21 protein-coding genes and 1 pseudogene are annotated in these 19,535 nt (G+C 67.3%); 8 read left to right on the top strand and 14 right to left on the bottom strand.

Translation table 11 applies throughout. The features are described 5' to 3' along the window. The first annotated feature begins 86 nt into the window (after positions 1-86). From ACWKV7_RS19700 to trmA, 3 genes are all read left to right on the top strand, one after another. Positions 87-1,379, top strand: a complete 1,293-nt coding sequence (locus ACWKV7_RS19700) for an NCS2 family permease (RefSeq protein ID WP_483859399.1) — start codon at positions 87-89, stop codon at positions 1,377-1,379. 137 nt (positions 1,380-1,516) lie between these two features. Further along, positions 1,517-1,699 (top strand): SEC-C metal-binding domain-containing protein, encoded by a 183-nt coding sequence (locus tag ACWKV7_RS19695; RefSeq protein ID WP_483859398.1) that lies wholly within the window; start codon positions 1,517-1,519, stop codon positions 1,697-1,699. Positions 1,700-1,748: 49 nt separating this feature from the next. Continuing rightward, on the top strand, positions 1,749-2,843 hold the full coding sequence (gene trmA / locus ACWKV7_RS19690; protein WP_483859397.1) for a tRNA (uridine(54)-C5)-methyltransferase TrmA: 1,095 nt from the start codon (positions 1,749-1,751) through the stop codon (positions 2,841-2,843). A gap of 21 nt (positions 2,844-2,864) precedes the next feature. Here the strand turns inward: trmA and ACWKV7_RS19685 are convergent, their stop codons facing one another. Genes ACWKV7_RS19685 through ACWKV7_RS19675 form a run of 3 tightly spaced genes read right to left on the bottom strand, consistent with a single transcriptional unit; the run spans position 2,865 to position 5,319 of the window. Beyond that, positions 2,865-4,127: a cyanophycinase gene (locus ACWKV7_RS19685; RefSeq protein WP_483859396.1), complete on the bottom strand. Its 1,263-nt coding sequence runs from the start codon at positions 4,125-4,127 to the stop codon at positions 2,865-2,867. A 59-nt stretch (positions 4,128-4,186) separates the two neighbouring features. Beyond that, entirely contained in the window at positions 4,187-4,954 is a 768-nt protein-coding gene (locus ACWKV7_RS19680; protein ID WP_483859395.1) for a transporter substrate-binding domain-containing protein, read from the bottom strand. Further along, positions 4,951-5,319, bottom strand: a complete 369-nt coding sequence (locus ACWKV7_RS19675; RefSeq protein WP_483859394.1) for a hypothetical protein — start codon at positions 5,317-5,319, stop codon at positions 4,951-4,953. The genes ACWKV7_RS19680 and ACWKV7_RS19675 overlap by 4 nt, the downstream gene beginning before the upstream one ends. A 255-nt stretch (positions 5,320-5,574) precedes the next feature. Between ACWKV7_RS19675 and ACWKV7_RS19670 the strand changes: the two genes are divergently transcribed. Then, positions 5,575-6,501, top strand: coding sequence for a MurR/RpiR family transcriptional regulator (locus ACWKV7_RS19670; RefSeq protein ID WP_483859393.1), 927 nt, complete (start codon positions 5,575-5,577; stop codon positions 6,499-6,501). Here the strand turns inward: ACWKV7_RS19670 and ACWKV7_RS19665 are convergent. After that, on the bottom strand, positions 6,498-7,052 hold the full coding sequence (locus ACWKV7_RS19665; protein ID WP_483859392.1) for a DUF4345 domain-containing protein: 555 nt from the start codon (positions 7,050-7,052) through the stop codon (positions 6,498-6,500). The genes ACWKV7_RS19670 and ACWKV7_RS19665 overlap by 4 nt on opposite strands. Positions 7,053-7,194: 142 nt before the next feature. On the opposite strand from ACWKV7_RS19665, the gene ACWKV7_RS19660 reads away from it, so the two are divergent. Both ACWKV7_RS19660 and ACWKV7_RS19655 read left to right on the top strand, forming a co-directional pair. Continuing rightward, a complete protein-coding gene (locus ACWKV7_RS19660; protein WP_483859391.1) occupies positions 7,195-7,620 on the top strand; it encodes a DUF411 domain-containing protein in 426 nt (141 codons plus the stop codon). 16 nt (positions 7,621-7,636) lie between these two features. Next, positions 7,637-8,494 (top strand): PhzF family phenazine biosynthesis protein, encoded by an 858-nt coding sequence (locus ACWKV7_RS19655; protein ID WP_483859390.1) that lies wholly within the window; start codon positions 7,637-7,639, stop codon positions 8,492-8,494. 127 nt (positions 8,495-8,621) lie between these two features. Here ACWKV7_RS19655 and ACWKV7_RS19650 read toward each other — a convergent pair whose 3' ends face one another. The 5 genes from ACWKV7_RS19650 to ACWKV7_RS19630 all read right to left on the bottom strand — a co-directional run bounded on the left by ACWKV7_RS19650 (position 8,622) and on the right by ACWKV7_RS19630 (position 12,858). Next, positions 8,622-9,044, bottom strand: coding sequence for an endonuclease domain-containing protein (locus ACWKV7_RS19650; protein WP_483859389.1), 423 nt, complete (start codon positions 9,042-9,044; stop codon positions 8,622-8,624). Between the two features lie 186 nt (positions 9,045-9,230). Next, positions 9,231-9,821, bottom strand: coding sequence for an HAD family hydrolase (locus ACWKV7_RS19645; RefSeq protein WP_483859388.1), 591 nt, complete (start codon positions 9,819-9,821; stop codon positions 9,231-9,233). After that, complete coding sequence (gene tesB / locus ACWKV7_RS19640) at positions 9,818-10,687, bottom strand: acyl-CoA thioesterase II (RefSeq protein ID WP_483859387.1); 870 nt, start codon at positions 10,685-10,687, stop codon at positions 9,818-9,820. Before tesB ends, ACWKV7_RS19645 begins: the two co-directional genes overlap by 4 nt. Before the next feature lie 4 nt (positions 10,688-10,691). Continuing rightward, a complete protein-coding gene (locus ACWKV7_RS19635) occupies positions 10,692-12,299 on the bottom strand; it encodes a nitroreductase family protein (RefSeq protein ID WP_483859386.1) in 1,608 nt (535 codons plus the stop codon). Then, positions 12,292-12,858, bottom strand: a complete 567-nt coding sequence (locus ACWKV7_RS19630) for a GNAT family N-acetyltransferase (protein WP_483859470.1) — start codon at positions 12,856-12,858, stop codon at positions 12,292-12,294. Before ACWKV7_RS19630 ends, ACWKV7_RS19635 begins: the two co-directional genes overlap by 8 nt. A 137-nt stretch (positions 12,859-12,995) precedes the next feature. On the opposite strand from ACWKV7_RS19630, the gene ACWKV7_RS19625 reads away from it, so the two are divergent. Beyond that, positions 12,996-13,673 carry a Crp/Fnr family transcriptional regulator gene (locus ACWKV7_RS19625; RefSeq protein ID WP_483859385.1) on the top strand — a complete coding sequence of 226 codons (678 nt, stop codon included), beginning with the start codon at positions 12,996-12,998 and terminating at the stop codon, positions 13,671-13,673. A gap of 1,737 nt (positions 13,674-15,410) precedes the next feature. Next, entirely contained in the window at positions 15,411-15,803 is a 393-nt protein-coding gene (locus tag ACWKV7_RS19620; protein ID WP_483859384.1) for a putative zinc-binding protein, read from the top strand. 191 nt (positions 15,804-15,994) lie between these two features. Here the strand turns inward: ACWKV7_RS19620 and ubiT are convergent, their stop codons facing one another. The 5 genes and pseudogenes from ubiT to ACWKV7_RS19595 form a co-directional block, all read right to left on the bottom strand. Further along, positions 15,995-16,480 carry a ubiquinone anaerobic biosynthesis accessory factor UbiT gene (gene ubiT, locus ACWKV7_RS19615; protein WP_483859383.1) on the bottom strand — a complete coding sequence of 162 codons (486 nt, stop codon included), beginning with the start codon at positions 16,478-16,480 and terminating at the stop codon, positions 15,995-15,997. Continuing rightward, positions 16,477-17,364: a U32 family peptidase gene (locus ACWKV7_RS19610; protein WP_483859382.1), complete on the bottom strand. Its 888-nt coding sequence runs from the start codon at positions 17,362-17,364 to the stop codon at positions 16,477-16,479. Before ACWKV7_RS19610 ends, ubiT begins: the two co-directional genes overlap by 4 nt. 10 nt (positions 17,365-17,374) lie before the next feature. Beyond that, positions 17,375-18,370, bottom strand: coding sequence for a ubiquinone anaerobic biosynthesis protein UbiU (ubiU, locus tag ACWKV7_RS19605; protein WP_483859381.1), 996 nt, complete (start codon positions 18,368-18,370; stop codon positions 17,375-17,377). 112 nt (positions 18,371-18,482) lie between these two features. Further along, positions 18,483-19,265, bottom strand: coding sequence for a type IV pili methyl-accepting chemotaxis transducer N-terminal domain-containing protein (locus ACWKV7_RS19600; protein WP_483859380.1), 783 nt, complete (start codon positions 19,263-19,265; stop codon positions 18,483-18,485). Positions 19,266-19,323: 58 nt separating this feature from the next. Further along, positions 19,324-19,535, bottom strand: a pseudogene (locus ACWKV7_RS19595) (alginate export family protein); the annotation flags it as partial.

The raw sequence follows: 19,535 nt of genomic DNA, 5'->3' as shown, positions 1-19,535 counted from the left end.
GAAAAATCGCGCGCACCCTTGGTGCGTGTGCTTTGCTCTTGCCACAACCTATAAAAAGGCGCTGCGCGCGCCGTCGAGGAGTCACCATGCTGGAAAAGCTCTTCCAACTCAAGGCACACCACACCACGGTGCGCACCGAGATCATCGCCGGTTTCACCACCTTCCTGACCATGGCCTACATCCTTTTCGTCAACCCGAACATGCTCGCCGAAGCCGGCATGGACAAGGGCGCGGTGTTCGTCGCCACCTGCCTGGCCGCAGCCATCGGCACGCTGATCATGGGCCTGCTGGCCAACTACCCGATCGCCCTGGCGCCGGGCATGGGGTTGAACGCCTTCTTCACCTACACCGTGGTACTGACCATGGGGCACACCTGGCAGGTCGCGCTGGGTGCGGTGTTCCTCTCCGGCCTGATCTTCTTCGCGCTGTCGATCTTCAGGATCCGCGAATGGATCATCAACAGCATCCCGCTGGCCCTGCGCTCCGGTATCGCCGCCGGCATCGGCCTGTTCCTGGCGATCATCGCGCTGAAGAACGCCGGTATCGTGGTCGACCACCCGGCCACCCTGGTCACCCTCGGCAGCCTGAACAACGCCGGCGCACTGCTGGCCTGCCTCGGCTTCTTCCTGATCGCCGCGCTGGCCTACCGTCGCGTCACCGGCGCGGTGATGATCGGCATCCTGGCAGTCACCGGCGTCTCCATCCTGCTGGGAATGTCCAGCCTGGGCGACGTGGTGTCGATGCCGCCGTCGGTCATGCCGACCCTGCTGCAGCTGGATATCCCCGGCGCACTGGACATCGGCCTGGTCAGCGTGATCTTCGCCTTCCTCTTCGTCGACCTGTTCGATACCTCCGGCACGCTGATCGGCGTGGCACAGAAGGCCGAGCTGCTGGACAAGGACGGCAAGCTGCCGCGCCTGGGCCGCGCGCTGATGGCCGACAGCACCGCCACCATGGCCGGCGCCGCGCTGGGCACCTCGACCACCACCAGCTACATCGAATCGGCCGCCGGCATCAGCGCCGGCGGGCGCACCGGCCTGACCGCCTGCGTGGTGGCCCTGCTGTTCCTGCTCAGCCTGTTCTTCTCGCCGCTGGCCGGCGCCGTGCCGGCCTACGCCACCGCACCGGCGCTGCTGTTCGTCGCCGTGCTGATGATGAGCAGCCTGGCACAGATCGACTGGGACGACCTGACCGTCGCCGCGCCGGTGGTGGTGGCTGCCCTGGCCATGCCGCTGACCTTCTCCATCGCCAACGGCATCGCCTTCGGCTTCATTGCCTGGACCGCGGTGAAGGTACTGGCCGGCCGCTGGAAGGAACTGAACCCGGCGCTGGTGATCCTGTCGGTGCTATTCGTCATCAAGCTCGGCTGGTTCGCATAAGAAGACCCCGGAATGGCCCGCCGGGTAGCAACGGGCCCCCATGCATCGGAGGTGCATCATGAAAACCCAGCAAACCCAACAGGTGTCCATTCGAGGTCACCAGCAAGCGTAGGAAGGGCTTCCCCTCGGAAACCCGCGTGAAGAAGGGCTACCGCACCATCGGGGATAAAGTGCTCGTCGAAAAACTTGGCCGCAACGACCTGTGTCCGTGCGGCTCTCGGAGGCTGTTTCAAGCGTTGTTGCCTGAAGGACGGCCGGTTTCGACGGTGCCAACCGCCATGACTATTTCCGCTAGGCGCCTTGCGCCAGGCACTCAGTAGCCCAAGCGGGCCGTTCGATACGGCCCGCCCTGATTTCCCAAGAGTCCCCATGAGCCGTCCGCAGTTCGATCCCAGCCAATACGCCGCCCAACTGGCCGAGAAGACCGCGCGCCTGCGCACGCTGCTCGCCCCCTTCGATGCCCCCGAGCCGGAGGTGTTCGACTCGCCCCGCGAGCACTACCGCCTGCGCACCGAGTTCCGCCTGTGGCGCGAGAGCGGCAGCGAGCGGCGCGACTATGCGATGTTCGAGCCGGGCGACAAGTTCACCCCGGTGCTGATCGACGATTTCCCCATCGCCAGCCGCCGCATCAACGAATTGATGCCACGCCTGAAGGCCGCCTGGCAGGCCGACGCGGCGCTGTCGTTCAAGCTGTTCCAGGTGGAGTTTCTCACCACCCTGAGCGGCGATGCGCTGATCACCCTCGCCTACCACCGCCCGCTGGATGACGCCTGGCAGGCTGCCGCCGAGCGCCTCGCGGCCGAGCTGCAGGTGAGCGTCGTCGGTCGCTCGCGCGGCAAGCGCATCGTCATCGGTAAGGATTATGTGGAGGAGGAGCTGGAAGTGGCCGGCCGGCGCTTCCGCTACCGCCAGCCGGAAGGCGCCTTCACCCAGCCCAATGGCGAGGTCTGCCAGAAGATGCTCGGTTGGGCCTTCGATGTACTCGGCGAGCGCGACGACGACCTGCTGGAGCTGTACTGCGGCAATGGCAACTTCACCCTGCCGCTGGCCACCCGTGTGCGCAAGGTACTGGCCACCGAGATCAGCAAGACCTCGGTGAACGCCGCCCTGGCCAACCTGGCCGACAACGGCGTGGACAACGTGACCCTGGTGCGGCTGTCTGCCGAGGAACTGACCGAGGCACTGAACGAGGTGCGACCGTTCCGCCGCCTGGCCGGCATCAGTCTTCCGAGCTACGACTTCGGCAGTGTGTTCGTCGATCCGCCGCGCGCCGGCATGGACCCGGACACCTGCGAGCTGACCCGGCGCTTCGAGCGCATCCTCTATATCTCCTGCAACCCAGAGACCCTGGCGGCGAACATCGCCCAACTCCACGACACGCACCGCGTTGTGCGTTGCGCGCTGTTCGACCAGTTCCCCTACACCCACCACATGGAAAGCGGCGTACTGCTGGTACGCCGCTGACCGATCCCGCCAATACGCCCCTCAGTTGGGGCGCATGTCCACCAGCAGGCGCAGGTAGGAGATCAGGCTCTTGCCGCCGACCACGCCCTGGTAACCGTGGCTGTCGAACTGACTGCTCTTGATCAGGTCGACGCGGTAGCGCGGGTTGCGCTCGTAGGTGCGGCCGAGGGTGCTGACGGATTTGCTGTCGAACAGGTCGGTGCTCACCACGACGAACTCCCGCGGCTTGCGCCGGCCATTGGCGCCGCTGTTGTTCGGGCTGCTGAAGATGTCGCCGGTGGCGGTCATCGCCGAGCTGTAGTATTCGCGGCCGCGCAGGCTGGTCTTGCCGCTGCCGATGACGAACTGGCCGCTCTGCGGGCGATAGCGGTCGCCGCTGGTCAGGTAGCTGGCGAACACGTCGTAGATCGCCCAGCTGCTGCCCGTTCCGCGCTGTGCGTTGCCGAGATCGAAGACGAACACACCGCCGGTGCCGATCACTTCCATTTCCACTTCGCCAATGCTGGGGTTGTCGCGCACCAGCAGGCCGGTGTTCTCGTCCACCCCGTAGGCGTAGCGCACCCGGGTGTAGTCGGCCAGGCGCACGATGCGCCCCTGCCGGCCGCGCTCGCTGAAGTGGGTGTCCAGCAGGCCATGGCTGAAGAAACCGAAGCCGCCGGCCGGATCGTAGGACAGGTCGTCGCCATACGGGCTGGTGTAGGGGCCGTAGCGCAGCGCCTCGTAACTCTCGCCGCCGGTGACCATCGGCCCGCTGACCATGATCGCGGTGCCCGCGCTGGTGCCCGCGAGGATCGCGCCGGCGGCGTGCCGGGCGCGGATCGCGGCGAGCGCCGGGGTGTCGCCGCGGGTGGCGGTCTGCAGGGTCTGCACCAGCCGCGACTGGTCGCCGCCGCCGAAGAAGAAGCCGGTCATGCCGTTGATCTGGTTGACCACCTGCGGGTTGCTGCTGTTGCCGATGTGGTCGAGGTCGATGGGAATCCACTGCGCGTCGGCGGCGCCATAGCTGCGCAGCAGGGCAGCGTAATACTCGCCGTTGGCCCTGGAGTTGGCCGCGTTGCTGGTGCCGGCGTCGGGGTCCTGGCTTTCCGGGATGGAGGCGGCGGTGATGATGCCGATACGCGCCTGGCCGCTGCCGCCGGCCAGTTGCACGATGCGCTGGTAGATCGCCGCGTTGTCATCCTTGAGCCCGCCGCCGACCAGCATCAAGGGGCCGGCCGCGAAACCCAGGCCGGGAAAAATCGCGAGAAGCAAAACCGTGCAACGCCATAGCTTGTTCAGGTTCATCGTTGTTTCTCCGGAGCTGTGCAGTGGTCTGCACTGTTGTTGTGGATGCGCTGCAGCGGTCAGTACACGCTGAATAATTTGAAGTACTTGCGCTCGATGCGCCGGTACTCGCCGTTGCCGAGAATCGCGGCCAATGCCTGGTCCAGGCGCTGCCGGAGCTGCTGGTCGCCCTTGCGCACGGCGATGCCCTGGCCCCCGCCGAAGAACGCCGGCGCCACCACCGGGCCGCCGACCCGCTCGAAGCCCTGGCCCTGGGGCGAATCGAGAAAGCCGAAGTAGCCCGACACCGAGTCGTCCAGCACCAGGTCGACGTCACCGCTGGCCAGCGCCTGGTAGGCCTGCTCGGCGCTGGCGAAGCGCAGGATCTCGGTATGCCGCCCGTAGCGGGCGCTGAGAAAGCGGTCGTAAGTGGTATCGCGCTGCACGCCCAGGCGCTTGCCGGCGAGCCGCCGCGGGGTGAGGAAGGCGTCGAACACGCTGCCCTTGCGGGCGAAGAAGAACGCCGGGGTCTGTGCGTACTTGGCGGTGAAATCCACCTGCTGCAGGCGCTCTTCGGTGATCGACATGGACGCCAGGATCAGCTCGGTCCGCCCCTGCTGCAGCGCCGGAATCAGCTCGTCCCAGGCGAAGCGCTGCAGCTCGCACTGCACTTCCATCCTGGCGCATAGCGCCCTGGCGATATCGACGTTGAAGCCGGACAGGTTGCCCTGCTCGTCGACCTGTTCGAACGGCGGGAAGCGCCCTTCCATGGCCACGCGCAACGGCTCGGCCCGCAGCGGCCAGGCAAGCCAGCAGCCCAGCAGCAGGGCCAGCGCGTAGCGGCTCATGCCAGCAGCTCCTCGGCGAAGCGTGCCGGGCGGGAACCGCCATTGAGCACCGCCTCCAGGCACAGGCGGGATTCGCCATCCATCCAGCAGACGAAGTAGCCCGAGCGCTTCAGCCGCTTGAGCCGGAAGCGCCAGGTCAGCTCCAGCGGCTGCGGCGCATCGTCGATACGCCGGGCGAGCTGGATCACCGAATAGAAGCCGGTGGGCGTCTCGACCCGCTCCAGCACCTGGGCGGCCGGGCTCTTCAGTGCGGTTACCGCCACACCGTGCCCTTGCCAGAGCTTCTCCAGGGCAAACAGTTCGACATCGCTCAATGCCTGGGCCGAGTCGCGAGGGGTGGCAGGCAGGGCTTTCGACGGGTTCATGGCGTGGCTCTCGTCCGCAGGTGGGCAGTGCATCCTTGCCAGTCGCATGAGTGAAAATATTTTTTCACTTAATTGTTTTATGGAATTTTATATATCATGAAAAACCGCCCGGCAAGCCGCTTTTTTCGTGCCGAAGCGCCGGATTCCGTGGGCTCCAGGCGAATGGCCCGGACTAGAGCGGTTGCCGATGGCGGCGCTGTGCGCATGCGAAGCATCGGATACACTCCCTCCTCGCATTCGCCAGGCGCTCGCTCCATGTCCACCCTCAGCAACAGCTCAACCGTCTATGCCTCACCGGTGCTGCGCCAACTGGCGGAGATCGCGCCGGAGCTGCAGCCGTCGCTGCGCAAGGTGGCCGATTTCATCCTGCGGCATCCGCTGAAGTCGGCGACCCTGACCATCGAGGAACTGGCCCAGGAAACCGCCACCTCGCCGGCGGCGGTCAACCGCCTGGCCAAGGTCATGAACCTGCGCGGCTACATCGCCCTCAAGGCCGAGCTGGTGGCCACGCTGCAGGAAATGGTCTCGCCGGTGGACAAACTCCGCGACGACCTGGCCCGACGCACCGACGGTGCCTTCGGCCTGCCCGAGCAGATCCGCATCGCCACCAGCAACCTCGACGGCGCCGCCGCCCACAACGCCGCCGAAACCTTCGAGGCGGTAGTCCGCCGGTTGCTCGGCGCCCGCCGCATCTATGTGCTGGGCTTCGGCAACAGCGCCTACCTCGCCGGCTTCGCCGCCGCCAACCTGGTGCCGTACTGCGCCGACGCCTGCGCCATCAGCATGGAAGGCGGCAACGAAAACGCCGCCTACCGGCTGGTGGGCATCACCGAACAGGACGTGCTGCTGGCCATCTCGCTGCCGCGCTACTCGCTGGACACCATCCAGCTGGCGCGCTTTGCCAAGGAGCGCGGCGCAGCGGTGATCGCCATCACCGACTCGCCCGCTTCGCCGCTGGCCGGCGTCGCCGAGCACGCGCTGTTCGCACCGGCGGAGCACTCGGTGCTGATCAGCTCCAACGTCGCCGTGCTGGCGATCGTCGAAGCCCTGGTGGCGGGGGTGATGGCGCGCAACAAGGAGGCGGTGCAGCTTGCCGAGCAGCTCACCGAGAGCGTGATGGCCTACCTGCACATGCCACGCAGCGCGGGCAATGCCCGCAAGCGCCGCAAGGCCAGGGACTAGCTCGCCGGACGCCCCTGGGGCGCAGGCGGGCCGCCCAGCGCAGGCGCCTGGTCCGGCTCGGACTCCTGCCCGTCGGCCGGCTCGGTGGCAGCTACGGCGCGCCGCAACGGCGCCGGGTATTCGTGGGTGACGTCGAGTGCGTCGTCGTACCGCACCGGCTCCGGCTCGCCGCGGGGCAACAGCAGCAGGGCCAGCAGCGCCAGCGCGGCCATCAGCAGCTTGTAGACCAGCGACGACAGGTCGAAGCTGCCCAGCGTGCCGCCGTCCTGCCACAGCGCGCCGAGCCGGGCACCGGCCAGCGCGAGCTGGATCAGCACCAGCAGTACCAGGGCGCTGCGCAGGCGCTCGCGGGTACCCATCGACCACAGCATGAACAGCGCCAGCCCCAGCTGCAGGCCGCCGTAGTAGACGCGCATGTTGCTGACCGAAGCGGTTTCCATCAGCAGCATGCCGTTGAGGTTGGCCATTTCGTAGGGGAACAGCCAATAGGCCAGACCGAGGCCGCCGATGACCAGGGCCTGCACCAGCAGGACGATGCGGGCAAAAAGCATAAAACCGTCTCCAGACGACGCGCCGGGCAAATACAAGCAACAGACCCGCACCCCCGGGGTTTGTTCGCGACTGCCGGCTTGCACTTGGGTCGGCCGGCCGGCGGCGCTATGCTGCCGCTCTGTCCGTCGAAGGAGCCCCACCATGCGCCGTCTCGCCCTGCTCGCCACCCTTTGTGCCGGCCTCGCCCAGGCCGCCGAGCCCATCGCCATCGATGTCTACCGCGACCCCAACTGCGGCTGCTGCAAGGCCTGGATCAAGCATCTGGAGAGCAATGGCTTCCTGGTCAAGGACCATGTGGAAAGCAACATGAGTGCGGTGAAGACCCGCCTCGGCGTGCCATACAACCTGGCCTCGTGCCATACCGGGGTGGTCGACGGCAAGTTCGTCGAAGGCCACGTGCCGGCTGCCGATATCCTCAAGCTGCGCCAGCAGCCCGACCTGCTCGGTGCCGCGGTGCCCGGCATGCCGGCCGGCTCGCCGGGCATGGAGGTAGCCGGGCGCGAGGATGCCTATCAGGTAATCGGCGTCACCCGCGAAGGCCAGCGCGTACTGGCCGACTATCCCTGAGCGCAAGGAACCGCCCATGCACTACTGGCACCTGGATGTATTCGCCGAGCGGCCGCTGACCGGCAACGGCCTGACAGCCTTCCCCGACGCCCGCGGCTTGTCTGCAACCGCCATGCAGGCACTGACCCAGGAACTGCGCCAGTTCGAGACGATCTTCCTCGAGCCCGGCGCGACTCCCACGGACTTCTCCGCGCGCATCTTCACCATGGAAGAAGAACTGCCGTTCGCCGGCCATCCGATCATCGGTGCCGCCGCCCTGCTGCATCACCTGTATGGCCAGGAGCAGCAGCATAAGTGGCGGCTGCACCTGGCGAGCAAGAGCGTGACACTGAACAGCCGCCGCCAGGGCCGCGGCTTCTATGCGGAGATGAACCAGGGCGTCGCCGAATTCGGCACCGAGCTGAGCGCCGGGCAGGCGCAAGCCTTTGCCGAGGCGTTTTCCCTCGGCGCGGAGGACCTGGATTCGCGCTACCCGGCCAGCGTGGTCAGCACCGGCCTGCCCTACCTGCTGCTACCGGTCACCGCCGGCGGCCTGGCACGGGCCAGGCAGAAGATGGAGCTGGACGCCGAGTTGGATTCGCTGGGCGCGGCCTTCGTCTTCCTGCTGGATGTCGACGCCCATGAAGGGCGGACCTGGGACCCGCTGGGCATCATCGAGGACGTCGCCACCGGCAGCGCCGCCGGGCCGGTGGCGGCCTTCCTGGTCAAGCATGGCCTGCACGCGCCGGACGAGCCCTTCGTGCTCAACCAGGGCCGCTTCCTCGGCCGCCCGAGCCGGCTGGATGTGTGCGTGGCGGGCAACGGCCAGGTGCGTGTCGGCGGTAGCGTACAACTGCTGGCGAAAGCGGAGTTGGTGGCGGAGCTGGGGGGCTGAGCGCTTGGGTGGGGACGGTGTTCCCCTCTCCCTAGCCCTCTCCCGGGGGGAGAGGGGACTGGTCCGAGTCGTTGTCTAGCATTGTGTAAGCCGTTGGTCTCAGAGATGGGACTGATCGCACGAAGCCTCAGCGCCGTGCTCGATCACTCCCCTCTCCCTCCGGGAGAGGGGCCGGGGGAGAGGGGAACTCGGATACCACCTGAAGAATTCGCTCCAACACCGCCTGGGTCTGCACCAGCACCTCCCGGCTGCTGAAGCGCAACACCCGTATCCCCTTGCCCGCCAGCCAGCCATCGCGCGCCTGGTCGTGCAGCTGCCCAGCACCATGGAAGTGCTGCCCGCCATCCACCTCCACCGCCAGGCGTAGTTCCTGGCAATAGAAGTCCAGCACGTAGGGTGGCAGAGGGTGCTGGCGGCGGAACTTGCAGCCGCCCAGCCGGCGGGCGCGCAGGTGCTGCCAGAGGCATTGTTCGGCGTCCGTTGCGGTCTTGCGCAGGTCGCGGGTAAACAGCAGTTGTTCGGGGTGCAATGGCGGCTTGCGGTGAGTCATCGTCTTCCTTCCTTGGACGGTTCGCGTTCTCCTTAAGAGCCTGTTCAAAGTCTCGCGAGCTAGAGCCATGCAAGGCGAAAACAGGCGAGGAAGCGGAGTTTACGAGCTGTAAATGAGCATTCCGAGCCTGTTTTCAACGCTGCTGGGCCGACGCGCAGCAGACTTTGAACAGGCTCTTAGGCCTGTTTATCCCACCTCCGCCAACACCGCCGCGCAATCGCCCATATGCCAATCCGCCAGTTCCGGCCAGGGGTTGTCCGGCAGGTTGACCAGCACGCTGCGCGCCCCGGCGGCGCGGGCGCACTCCAGATCGAAGCGGTAGTCGCCGACCATCACCAGCGCCGCCGGCGCCACGCCCCAGCGCTCCGCCAGGTGCAGCAGCCCGCCGGGATGGGGCTTGGGCGGTGCTTCGTCGCGGCCGAGGATGTCGTCGTGGGCGAAGCAGTCGCCGAGGCCGATGGCCGCCAGGGTGATCAACGCCAGCTCGTAGGCATTGCGGGTGAGGATGCCGAGGCGGCAGCCGCGCTCGCGCAATGCGCGCACCAACTCGACGGCGCCGGTCGCCGGTTGCGCGGCCAGGGCCAGCTCCCGCTCATGCTGCATCAGCCAGGCGTGCTTGGCCGCCGCCTGCTCGGCCGGCAATGCCGCAAGGTGATGCAGGATGTCGTGCTCGGCGGGGATATCCAGCGCCCGGCGGATCGCCGGGAAGTCGTGCAGCGGCTGGGTCAGGGTGCCGTCCATGTCGAACACCCAGTGGCGCGCCTCGGCCAGCGTCACTTCCAGTCCTCACGCACGCGGGTCAGGCCTTCCTGAGCGACCGAGGCGACCAATTGCCCGGCACGGTTGAAGATGCTGCCGCGGGAGAAGCCGCGGGCATTGCCGGCCCAGGGGCTATCCATGGCGTACAGCAGCCAGTCGTCCATGCGCAGATTGCCGTGGATCCACAATGCATGGTCGAGGCTCGCGACCTGCATGAACTTCTGGTAGACCGATACGCCATGGGGCTGCATCGAAGTGGTCAGCAGGTTGAAGTCCGAGGCATAGGCCAGCAGGTATTTGTGCAGCTGCGGCTCGTCCGGCAGCGTGCCGTCGGCGCGGAACCAGACGTACTTGACCGGCTCGCAGGGCTTGGGATCGAACGGGTTGATGCGCGTCACCGGGCGGATTTCGATCGGCTTGTCGGCAATCGCTCGGGAGCGGATGCGTTCGGGAATCATGTCCTGGATCTGCCGCGCCAGCTCGGTTTCCGACTGGAAGTTCTCCGGCCCGGCCACCTCCGGCATCGGCAGTTGGTGGCCGAAGCCCTCTTCGTCGAACTGGAAGGACGCGCTGCAGGTGAAGATCGGCTTGCCCTTCTGGATCGCGGTGACCCGCCGGGTGCTGAAGCTGCCGCCGTCGCGCACCCGGTCGACCTGGTAGACCACCGGCAGACCGGCATCGCCAGGACGCAGGAAGTAGCCATGCAAGGAATGCACGTGGCGCGCGTCTTCCACGGTCTGACTGGCGGCCGATACGCATTGGCCGAGCACCTGGCCGCCGAACAGTTGGCGGAAGCCCAGGTCCTGGCTGACGCCGCGAAAGAGGTTCTCCTCGATCGCCTCCAGGCTCAACAGGGCGACCAGATCGTCCAGTACTTGACTCATTCGACTACTCCTCACATGTCGGTAAACGCAACGCTGGATAGGCCGGCAGGGTGCTCAGGCGCGAATCCCATACCGCGCGGCCCAGGGTGAAATGGTAAAGGCTTTGCCAGCGGCTGTCGGCCAAGCCGATCAACTCATGCACCGCCGGATCGAAAAAGCAGCCGATGCCGGTGGCGGACAGTCCCGCCGCTTCCGCTTCCAGATAGAGCAGTTGGCCGATCTGCCCGCACTCCCAGTACAGCCTTGGATACTGCCAGGCGCCAGTGGCCAGGGCGTCGTCGAAGCGCGCCAGCATGGCCAGGGCCAGGCAACCGTCGCTGGCGATGTCCTGGCCGCAGGAGAGGAATTCCGCCAGCCCGCGGGCGTCGCCCTCCAGCAGGCGGTAGAGGGGTAGCTCATCGTCCGCCCGCTGCCACAGGAAATCCTCGCGCAGACCGGTACGCAGCGTCTCCACCGCCAGTCCGGTGCGGCTCAGCCAATAGAGTCCGGGGGCCAGCCCCTGCACGCGGTGGACGAACAGCAGCAGGTCGACCTGCGGCGGCTCGCCGCTGACCGCGAACGGTACCGGCGAGTGCGCGGGCATCAAGCGCCGAAGCCAGGCCAGCAACAGCTCCGCCTGGATGCCGCTGCGACCGTCCATCGACTGGGCACTGCGCCGGCGATGCAGCAACGGGCGCAACGGCAGCCCAGGGTTGTCGTCCGCCGAACGGCCGCCGGCGGTCTGCCACGATTGGGCGGGCAGCGCCGGAGCGCGGCACAGGGCCTGGATGCGCGCCAGCTCGGGCCAGTGCACATGGCTGGGGGACAGGCGGTTGGGGCGACCCTGCTTGTCCAGCGCGGCGATGGCGTCCAGTAGCGTGCGTGGTAGGGTCGGTTCGGCGGCCTGCGGCGTGCCGATCCACAACAGGCAGTCGGCGTGCTCGGCCTCTTCGTTATCAATAGCCAGGCCGAGCAGGCCGTCCAGCGCCGCCTCCTCGACAGCGCGCAGCAGCCGCACCTGCCAGCCGAGGGCGCTGGCGGCGATGCCCAGGCAGGCCAGCGCGTGGCCGAGGTCGTGCTGGCAATAGCGGTAGGCGCGCTCGCCGTACTTCCAGGCCTCGCGCCAGGCGATGCTGGCCAGACCGAGCAGGAAACCGCCGGCCGGTAGGACCGTGCGTAACTGCTCACCCAACGGCGTGGGCAGCTCCGCGCGCACCTCCAAGGCATGGGCGTCCGCCGTGTAGTGGCCGAGCAGACCGCGTTCCTCCAGTGCACCGGGCGGCAGCAGCAGGTAAGCCTCGGTGGGATGCAGGTTGCCGGACGACGGGTTGACCCGCAGCGCCCAGCGGCTGCCGCCGGCCTCCTTCCAGGCGGACAGTGCCAGGCTGTCGTAGAGCAGTTGCGACAGGCTGGCGCGGTTCAACGGCGCCGGTTGCGGCAGCGGCGCGGCGAACACCGCATCGTAGAGCGGCGACTCCTCCAGCGGGCGGTGCCAGAGCTCGATCAGCCGCGCCCCGGAGTAGCGGCGAAACGGCGCCGGCTGGGTTGCCCAGTCCAGCCGCCCCGGCCCAGGAGCGAAGCGCTCGGGCAGGTGCATGCTCAGCCGGTGGTAGGTGTGCACCGGGTCAGTCATGGTCGCGCTCCAGCCACTGCTCGCGGCGCAGCCGGTAGAGCAGGTGGCGGCGCAGTCGATGGCCCTCGGGTAGCGCGGGATGGTCGAAGTCGTCGGCCGGATCGTGGTGCATGCCGATGGCGCGCATCACCGCCTGCGAGCGCAGGTTCTCCACGGCTGTGAACGCTACCACTTCGGGCAATTCCAGCCGTTCGAAAGCACAGGCCAGGGAGGCTAGCGCCGCCTCGCGGGCGAAGCCCTGCCCCCAGTGCGCGTGGGCCAGGCGCCAGGCGATCTCCACGGCCGGAGTGAAGTGAGCCTCGAAACGAACATGGCCGAGCCCGGTGAAGCCGATCAGTTCGCCGCTGTCCTTGCGCTCCAGGGCCCAGGCACCGAAGCCATGCTCGGCGAAATGCCTACGGATCTGCGCCAACAGCGCCGCGCTTTGCACCAGGGTCAGCGGCTCGGGGAAATGCTGCATCACCTCGGGGTCCGCGCTGAGCGCGGCCAGGGGCTGCAGGTCCTCGTCGCGCCAGGCCCGCAGGCGCAGGCGCGGGCTGTGCAGCTCGATGGGTTCGATCATGCCGGCCTCCGGAAAGTCGTCGAATGGCGCCATTGTAGGCGCGCCTGGCGGCCGCCTGCCTCTTTGGAGGTAGTGCGGCGGAGGAATGGGCGCTGCGCGCGCGCCGGCCTACCATGGCCACTACGGAGGCCATCATGCTCAGCGAACCATCCATCCTCATGGCGATGCGTCGCCATCACCTGTTCGCCCGCTTGCCGGAGAAGGCGCTCCAGGAGATCTGCGGGCTGGCGACGCTCAAGCGTCTCGACGCCGGCAGCCCGCTGTTCCACCAGGGCGACAAGGCCCAGCGCTTCTACTTCCTGCTCAACGGGCAGATCAAGCTGCATCGGGTGATCAGCGACGGCCAGGAAAAACTGGTGGAAGTGATCCGCCCCGGCCAATCGTTCGCCGAGGCCCTGCTGTTCACCGGCATGCCGCAATACCCGGTGACCGCCACCGCCCTCCGCGACAGCCAGGCGGTCAGCATCGACGGCGCCCACTACCGCCGCCTGCTGGAACAGCAACCGCAGATCTGCCTGGATATCCTCGCCACCCTGAGCATCCGCCTGCACCAGCGGCTCAACGAGATCGACACCCTCACCCTGGCCAATGCCAGCCGCCGTGTGGCGCGCTTCCTGTTGCAGGAGAAGCAGAGCAGCAGCGGCGATATCCAGCTGGACGTACCCAAGCGACTGATCGCCTCCAAGCTGGGCATCCAGCCGGAAACCTTCTCGCGCATCCTGCACCGCCTGACCGACGCCGGCCTGATCGAAGTGGAGCGCCGGCGCATCCGCCTGCTCGACTCATCCAGGCTGGCCAGCTACAGCGACTAGCTGCGATCTCTCGGTAGGTTGTTCATCCGGGGCATTCCCCACCGACCTCGTCGTACCGGCGCAGGCCGGTACTCAGGAGCCGGCAGCTCGCGGCCGTTTTCCCCGCTGAGGGTCGCAGGCACAACGGCTGCCACATGGTCCGCCTGGTTCCCGGCCTTCGCCGGGATGACGGGCAAATGAGCGTGCGGATAAGTACAGGCATCTGCGCGCTTGCAGGCACCCAGGCAGCTCGCCGCTAAACCCACGCCCCATCGCCCCAGCCCGTCGTACCGGCGAAGGCCGGTACCCAGGAGCCGGCAGCTCGCGGCCGTTTTCCCCGTTGAGGGTCAACGGCACAGCGGCTGCCTCGAGGCCCGCTTGGATCCCGGCCTTCGCCGGGATGACGGGTTTATAAGAACAACAGGAAAAACAGACATCAGCACTGCCTACGAACGTCCAGGCAACCCACCGTACAACCCACGCTCCACTGCCCCCCGTCGTACCGGCGAAGGCCGGTACCCAGGAGCCGGCAGCTCGCGGCCGTTTTCCCGTTGGGGGCCGCAGGCACAGCGGCTGCATCGAGGCCCGCTTGGATCCCGGCCTTCGCCGGGATGGCGGGTAAATGAGCGTGCGGATAAGTACAGGCACCTGCGCGCTTGCAGGCACCCAGGCAACTCGGCGTGTAAACCACACATCCACATCCCCCAACCCCGTCGTACCGGCGAAGGCCGGTACCCAGGAGCCGGCAACTCGTGACCGTTTCCCCGTTGAGGGTCGCAGGCACAGCGGCTGCCTCAAGGTCCGCCTAGTTCCCGGCCTTCGCCGGGATGACGGGCTTATAGGAATGGTAGGAAGAACTAGCATCAGCGCTGCCTACGGACATCCAGGCAACTTCCCGTACAACCCACTCCCCACCATTTCCACCCCGTCGTACCGGCGAAGGCCGGTACCCAGGAGCCGGCAGCTCGCGGCCGTTTTCCCGTGGAGGGTCACAGGCACAACGGTTGCCTCAAGGTCCGCCTGGTTCCCGGCCTTCGCCGGGATGACGGGCAAATGAGAATACGGATAAGAACAGGCACCCACGCGCTTGCAGGCACCTAGGCAACTCGGCGTGCAAACCACACATCCACATCCCCCAACCCCGTCGTACCGGCGAAGGCCGGTACCCAGGAGCCGGCAACTCGCGGCCGTTTTCCCGTTGGGGGCCGCAGGCACAGCGGCTGCCTCAAGGTCCGCCTGGTTCCCGGCCTTCGCCGGGATGACGGGCAAATGAGCGTGCGGATAAGTACAGGCATCTGCGCGCTTGCAGGCACCCAGGCAACTCGGCGTGTAAACCACACATCCACATCCCCCAACCCCGTCGTACCGGCGAAGGCCGGTACCCAGGAGCCGGCAACTCGTGACCGTTTCCCCGTTGAGGGTCGCAGGCACAGCGGCTGCCTCAAGGTCCGCCTAGTTCCCGGCCTTCGCCGGGATGACGGGCTTATAGGAATGGTAGGAAGAACTAGCATCAGCGCTGCCTACGGACATCCAGGCAACTTCCCGTACAACCCACTCCCCACCGTTTCCACCCCGTCGTGCCGGCGAAGGCCGGTACCCAGGAGCCGACAACTCGCGGCCATTACCTGATCTGGAAAGCGGCGACCGCCAAGCCCCGCCCGTCCCCAGGGCGACACACCGCCGCCTTGACCATGGTCAAAGTCGCTTCGACCGTACCGGGGAATACTACTGCCACGGTTTGCCCTCGGAGACTCCGCCATGTATGACTCCACGCTCCCGCTGGTCTATTCCTGCTCCGGCTGTTCCAACGTCGCCCAGTTGGCCAATACCCTGGCGTTGCGCCTGGATCGCGCCGGGTTGGCGGAGATGTCCTGCATCGCCGGGGTCGGCGGGCGAATCGCGCCGCTGGTCAACAAGGCAAAATCGGGGCGGCCGATCCTCGCGCTGGACGGCTGCCAACTGCACTGCGCCCGTGGTTGCCTGGAGCAACATGGCGTGACACCCGATATTCACCTCACTCTCAACCAATGCGGAGTGCGCAAACGCTTTGGCGAGGATTGCAGCGTGGAGCAGATCGATGGGCTCTATGAGCAGATCGTCGATCTGATCGCCAGCGACCGTCCCCACGAAAATCGCCCCCAGGCAACGTAGGACGAGCCGCGATGCAGGGTTCCCGGATTGCGCCATCCGGGCTGCGCACCCCGCATCGACCTTGTGGCCCATCCTCGGGCTAAAGCCCGGGCTACGCGCTCGGGAGGTCCGGGTAGGGGCGAATTCATTCGCCTATCCAGACCCCGTCGGGCGAATGAATTCGCCCCTACATCCTTGGCCACGTCATCGTTTCATGCCGAGGCCCGCTGCCGTTCGGCCATGCCCTCGCCGGCCCATCGCAGGCCTCGCCACAGCCAGGTCGGCAGCAGTTCGGGGTCGAGGCTGTCGATCAGGTTCTTCACCGCCAGGCCCAGTTCGGTGTCGCCCTCGATCACCAGGCGGCGGCGGAAGAACAGCGTGTCCGGGTCTTCCTGGCGGCTGGCCAGCAGCAGGAAGTCGCGCCAGCGGCCACTGATGGTGACCTGCGCCGGCGCCCGATCGGCAATGCGCAGGCCGGCCGGGGTGCAGGTCAGGCACCAGGCCAAACCGAGGTCGCGCACCTGCAGGCGCAGCCAGCCCCCACGCAGCATGTCGAAGGCGCCGTCGGCCAGGGGCTCGGCGAACAGCCGGTTGAGGCTGCGCTCCAGGGCCAGGCGCTGCAGCGGGAACGGCACCCGCGCCGCCAGCGGCAACAGGCGCTCGCCCAGTTCGAGAGCCAGCACGGCAGGCTTGATCATTGCGCCACCTCTTCACGCCACAGCATGCCCGGCCGGCCATGCCAATAGCCGTTGCAACCTTCCACCGCCAGCGGCGGCAGACCGCCCTTGCGTACCTCGTCGAACGCCTGCACCACCTGGGCCATGCCCTCGGCGCGCGGGCTCAGGCGCAGCAGGTCGGCGCCACAGGCTTGCAGCGACGGGTAGTCGGCGAGCAGGTTGTTGACCTCGGCGGACAGCGTCTGGATGCCGTTGAGGGTGAACAGCGCCTCGCCGGCCTGGCTGAGCATGGGGATACCCTCCGGGTAGTTCTGGCAGCAGAACTGGCAGTCGTCCTTCGGCCGGTTCTCCGCCCGTGCGGTGAAGCAGCGCGCCGAATAGGCCAGCGGCAGGTGACCATAGGCGAAGATCTCGACCTCCGGCAGTTGCCCTTCCAGCTCGCGCAACTGGTCAAGCGCGCTCTCGATCAGGGTGCCGGAGCACTCCACCGGTGGCACCCAGCGGCACATGCCGGCGCGCTTCAGTTCGCTCAGGGCATAGCCGTTGTAGATGTTCAGCGAAGGCCCGGCGACAAAGGGCACGCCCAGCTCGGCCAGGTAGTGCACGGCGCCCATGTCGTTGGCCTCGACCCGCAGTTCGCCGTTGCCGCACAGGCGCTTCAAGGCGGATAGCTCGGAGGCCGCCTCCACCAGCGCCAGGCCGGACAGCACCAGCTCGGCCGAGGTGCATTCGCGCAGCTCGCGGGCCAGGCCCAGCCAGTCGTCGAGGGACAGCGCGCGCCGCTTGGAGCAGACGGTCTCGCCCAGGTAGATCACATCCAGCGGCTGGCCGGACATTTCCGCGTAGAAGTCGCTCAGCCGGTTCCTGTCCCAATAGAACAGCACCGGCCCAAGACTGAGTTTCATGGCCACTTCCTCACTGCCAGGAACGGTGATAGGCGCCGAGGGTGGTCTGGCTGCCCTCGGCCAGCTTGTCCAGCGCCTGGCGCCACTGCGGTTGCACGGCGTAGCGCTGGGGCGCCTGCTGATAGGTGTCCAGCGCGGCGCGCCAGACGCGGGTGACCTGCTCGACATACGCCGGGCTGCGCTGGCGCCCCTCGATCTTCACCGCGGTGACGCCGATGGCGGCCATTTCGGGAATCAGGTCCAGGGTGTTGAGGCTGGTCGGCTCCTCCAAGGCGTGATAGCGATGGCCCTCGACAACGAAACGGCCCTTGCATAGGGTCGGGTAGCCGGCCGCCTCGTCCTTGCCGTAGCGGTCGATCAGCACGCCGTTGAGGCGCGCGCTCAGGCCCTCCGGCTCCTCGCTCCAGCGCACCGCCTTGGCCGGCGAGCACACCCCGCAGAGGTTCGGCGACTCGCCGGTGAGGTAGGAGGAAAGATGGCAGCGCCCTTCGGCCATGATGCACAGGCTGCCGAAGGCGAACACCTCCACCGGCACCGTGCTCCTGGCCGCCACCTGGCGCACCTGGGCCAGCGACAGCACCCGCGGCAATACCGCGCGGCGAATGCCGTAGCGCTCCTGATAGAAGGCCAGTGCCGCGGCGTTGGTCGCCGAACCCTGCACCGACAGGTGCAGGCAGAGGTTCGGGTGGCGCCGGCTGGCGTAGCCGAGCACGCCGGGGTCGGCGGCGATCAACGCGTCCACGCCGAGATCGGCGGCGCGGTCCACCGCGCGCTGCCAGCGTTCCCAGCTGTCCGGCTGGGCGTAGGTGTTGACCGCGATATAGAGCTGGCGACCCTGTTGGCGGATCAGTTGCAGGCCGCTTTCCAACTGCTTGTCGTCCAGGTTCAAGCCGGCGAAGTGGCGCGCGTTGGTGTTGTCGCGAAAGCCGACGTAGATGGCATCGGCACCCTCGCGAACGGCGGCCTTGAGCGCGGGCAGGCTGCCCGCCGGACAGACCAGATGCATGGGAACTCCTCGGACTGACAAATAGATATCCACTCTAGGCCGCGACGCCGCAGTCACCTTGACCGGGGTCAAGGCAGGGCGCACACGGGCCGGGGGCGTTTTGTCGCAGGGCTCAGCCGCCGCTGCGCATCGCGTCTTCGTACTGCGCGGTCAGCTCGACCATCTTCTGCAGCAGGGTCTCGGTGGTGGTGGCGATTACCGTCGGCACGTACTGGGCATCCGCCGAGAGCCGGAAGCCGGCCTGGGAGAAACGCCACTGGGCCGATGCCTGCTCCAAGGTCTTGGCGATGACTGGCGTGTTCAGCTCGGCGGCCTGCAGAGCGGCCAGGGACTCGTCGAACTCCGCCACGGCCTGGGTGAAGGACGCTTCCAGCCCCTCCTCCGGCAGGCGCCAGCTGAGGGCCAGGTAGAGCATGGCGATGCGCTGGCTGAGCATGCGCTGCCGGCCGCTGCGGTTGACCAGTGCCGACGCCGGGCTGCTCAGGTGGCGTTCGAGCAGCGTCACCACCGCCTCGCTTTCGGCCAGTAGCTGCTCGCTCAGCGCCAGCACCTGCCCGGCCCTGGCCTTGTCCGGCCGGGTCAGGACCAGCTCGCGGTAGCGCTGCCAGGTCTGCCCGGTGCGCTCCAGGGCGGCGCGCATCTCGGCGGTCGGCGCGTAGGCGAGCAGCGCCTGGAAGTTGCCCTCGAAGCTGGACAGGCTCTGGTCCAGCTGCTCGGCCGCCACCTCGCTGCGCACCTCGGCGCCGATCATCAGGTAATTCTTGGCGATGCGCTGGCTGAGCATGCGCTGCATACCGGCGAGGTTCATGGCCTCGGCCGCTTCGATGCCAGCCAGTGCCGCCGGGCTGAGCAGGGCCAGGCCCAGCAGCAGGAAAGAGAAAACGCGTGTGAACATGGGATTCCTTAGCGGTTTGCCGCATGCCCGCCGCGCTCTGGCGGCGGGCGCCTGGGCGTCAGTAGCTGTACTGCAGTTGCAGCCAGAGCTTGTCGGTGTCCACGGCGAAGTCGTCGGCGTCGTAGCCAGCGTACTTCACCAGCCCGGTCAGGCCCTTCACACCGGGAATCGCATGGCCGTAGGAGACGTCGATTTCCTCGCCGTACTGGCTGCTGCCGCGCTCGGCGCGGAAGTCGTGGTACCAGGCCTGCAGCATGCCGCCGAACAGCG

Source organism: Zestomonas ipomoeae (assembly GCF_057128665.1).
Note: the sequence above shows the minus strand (reverse complement) of the source record. Positions and strands in the feature narration are given on the sequence as shown.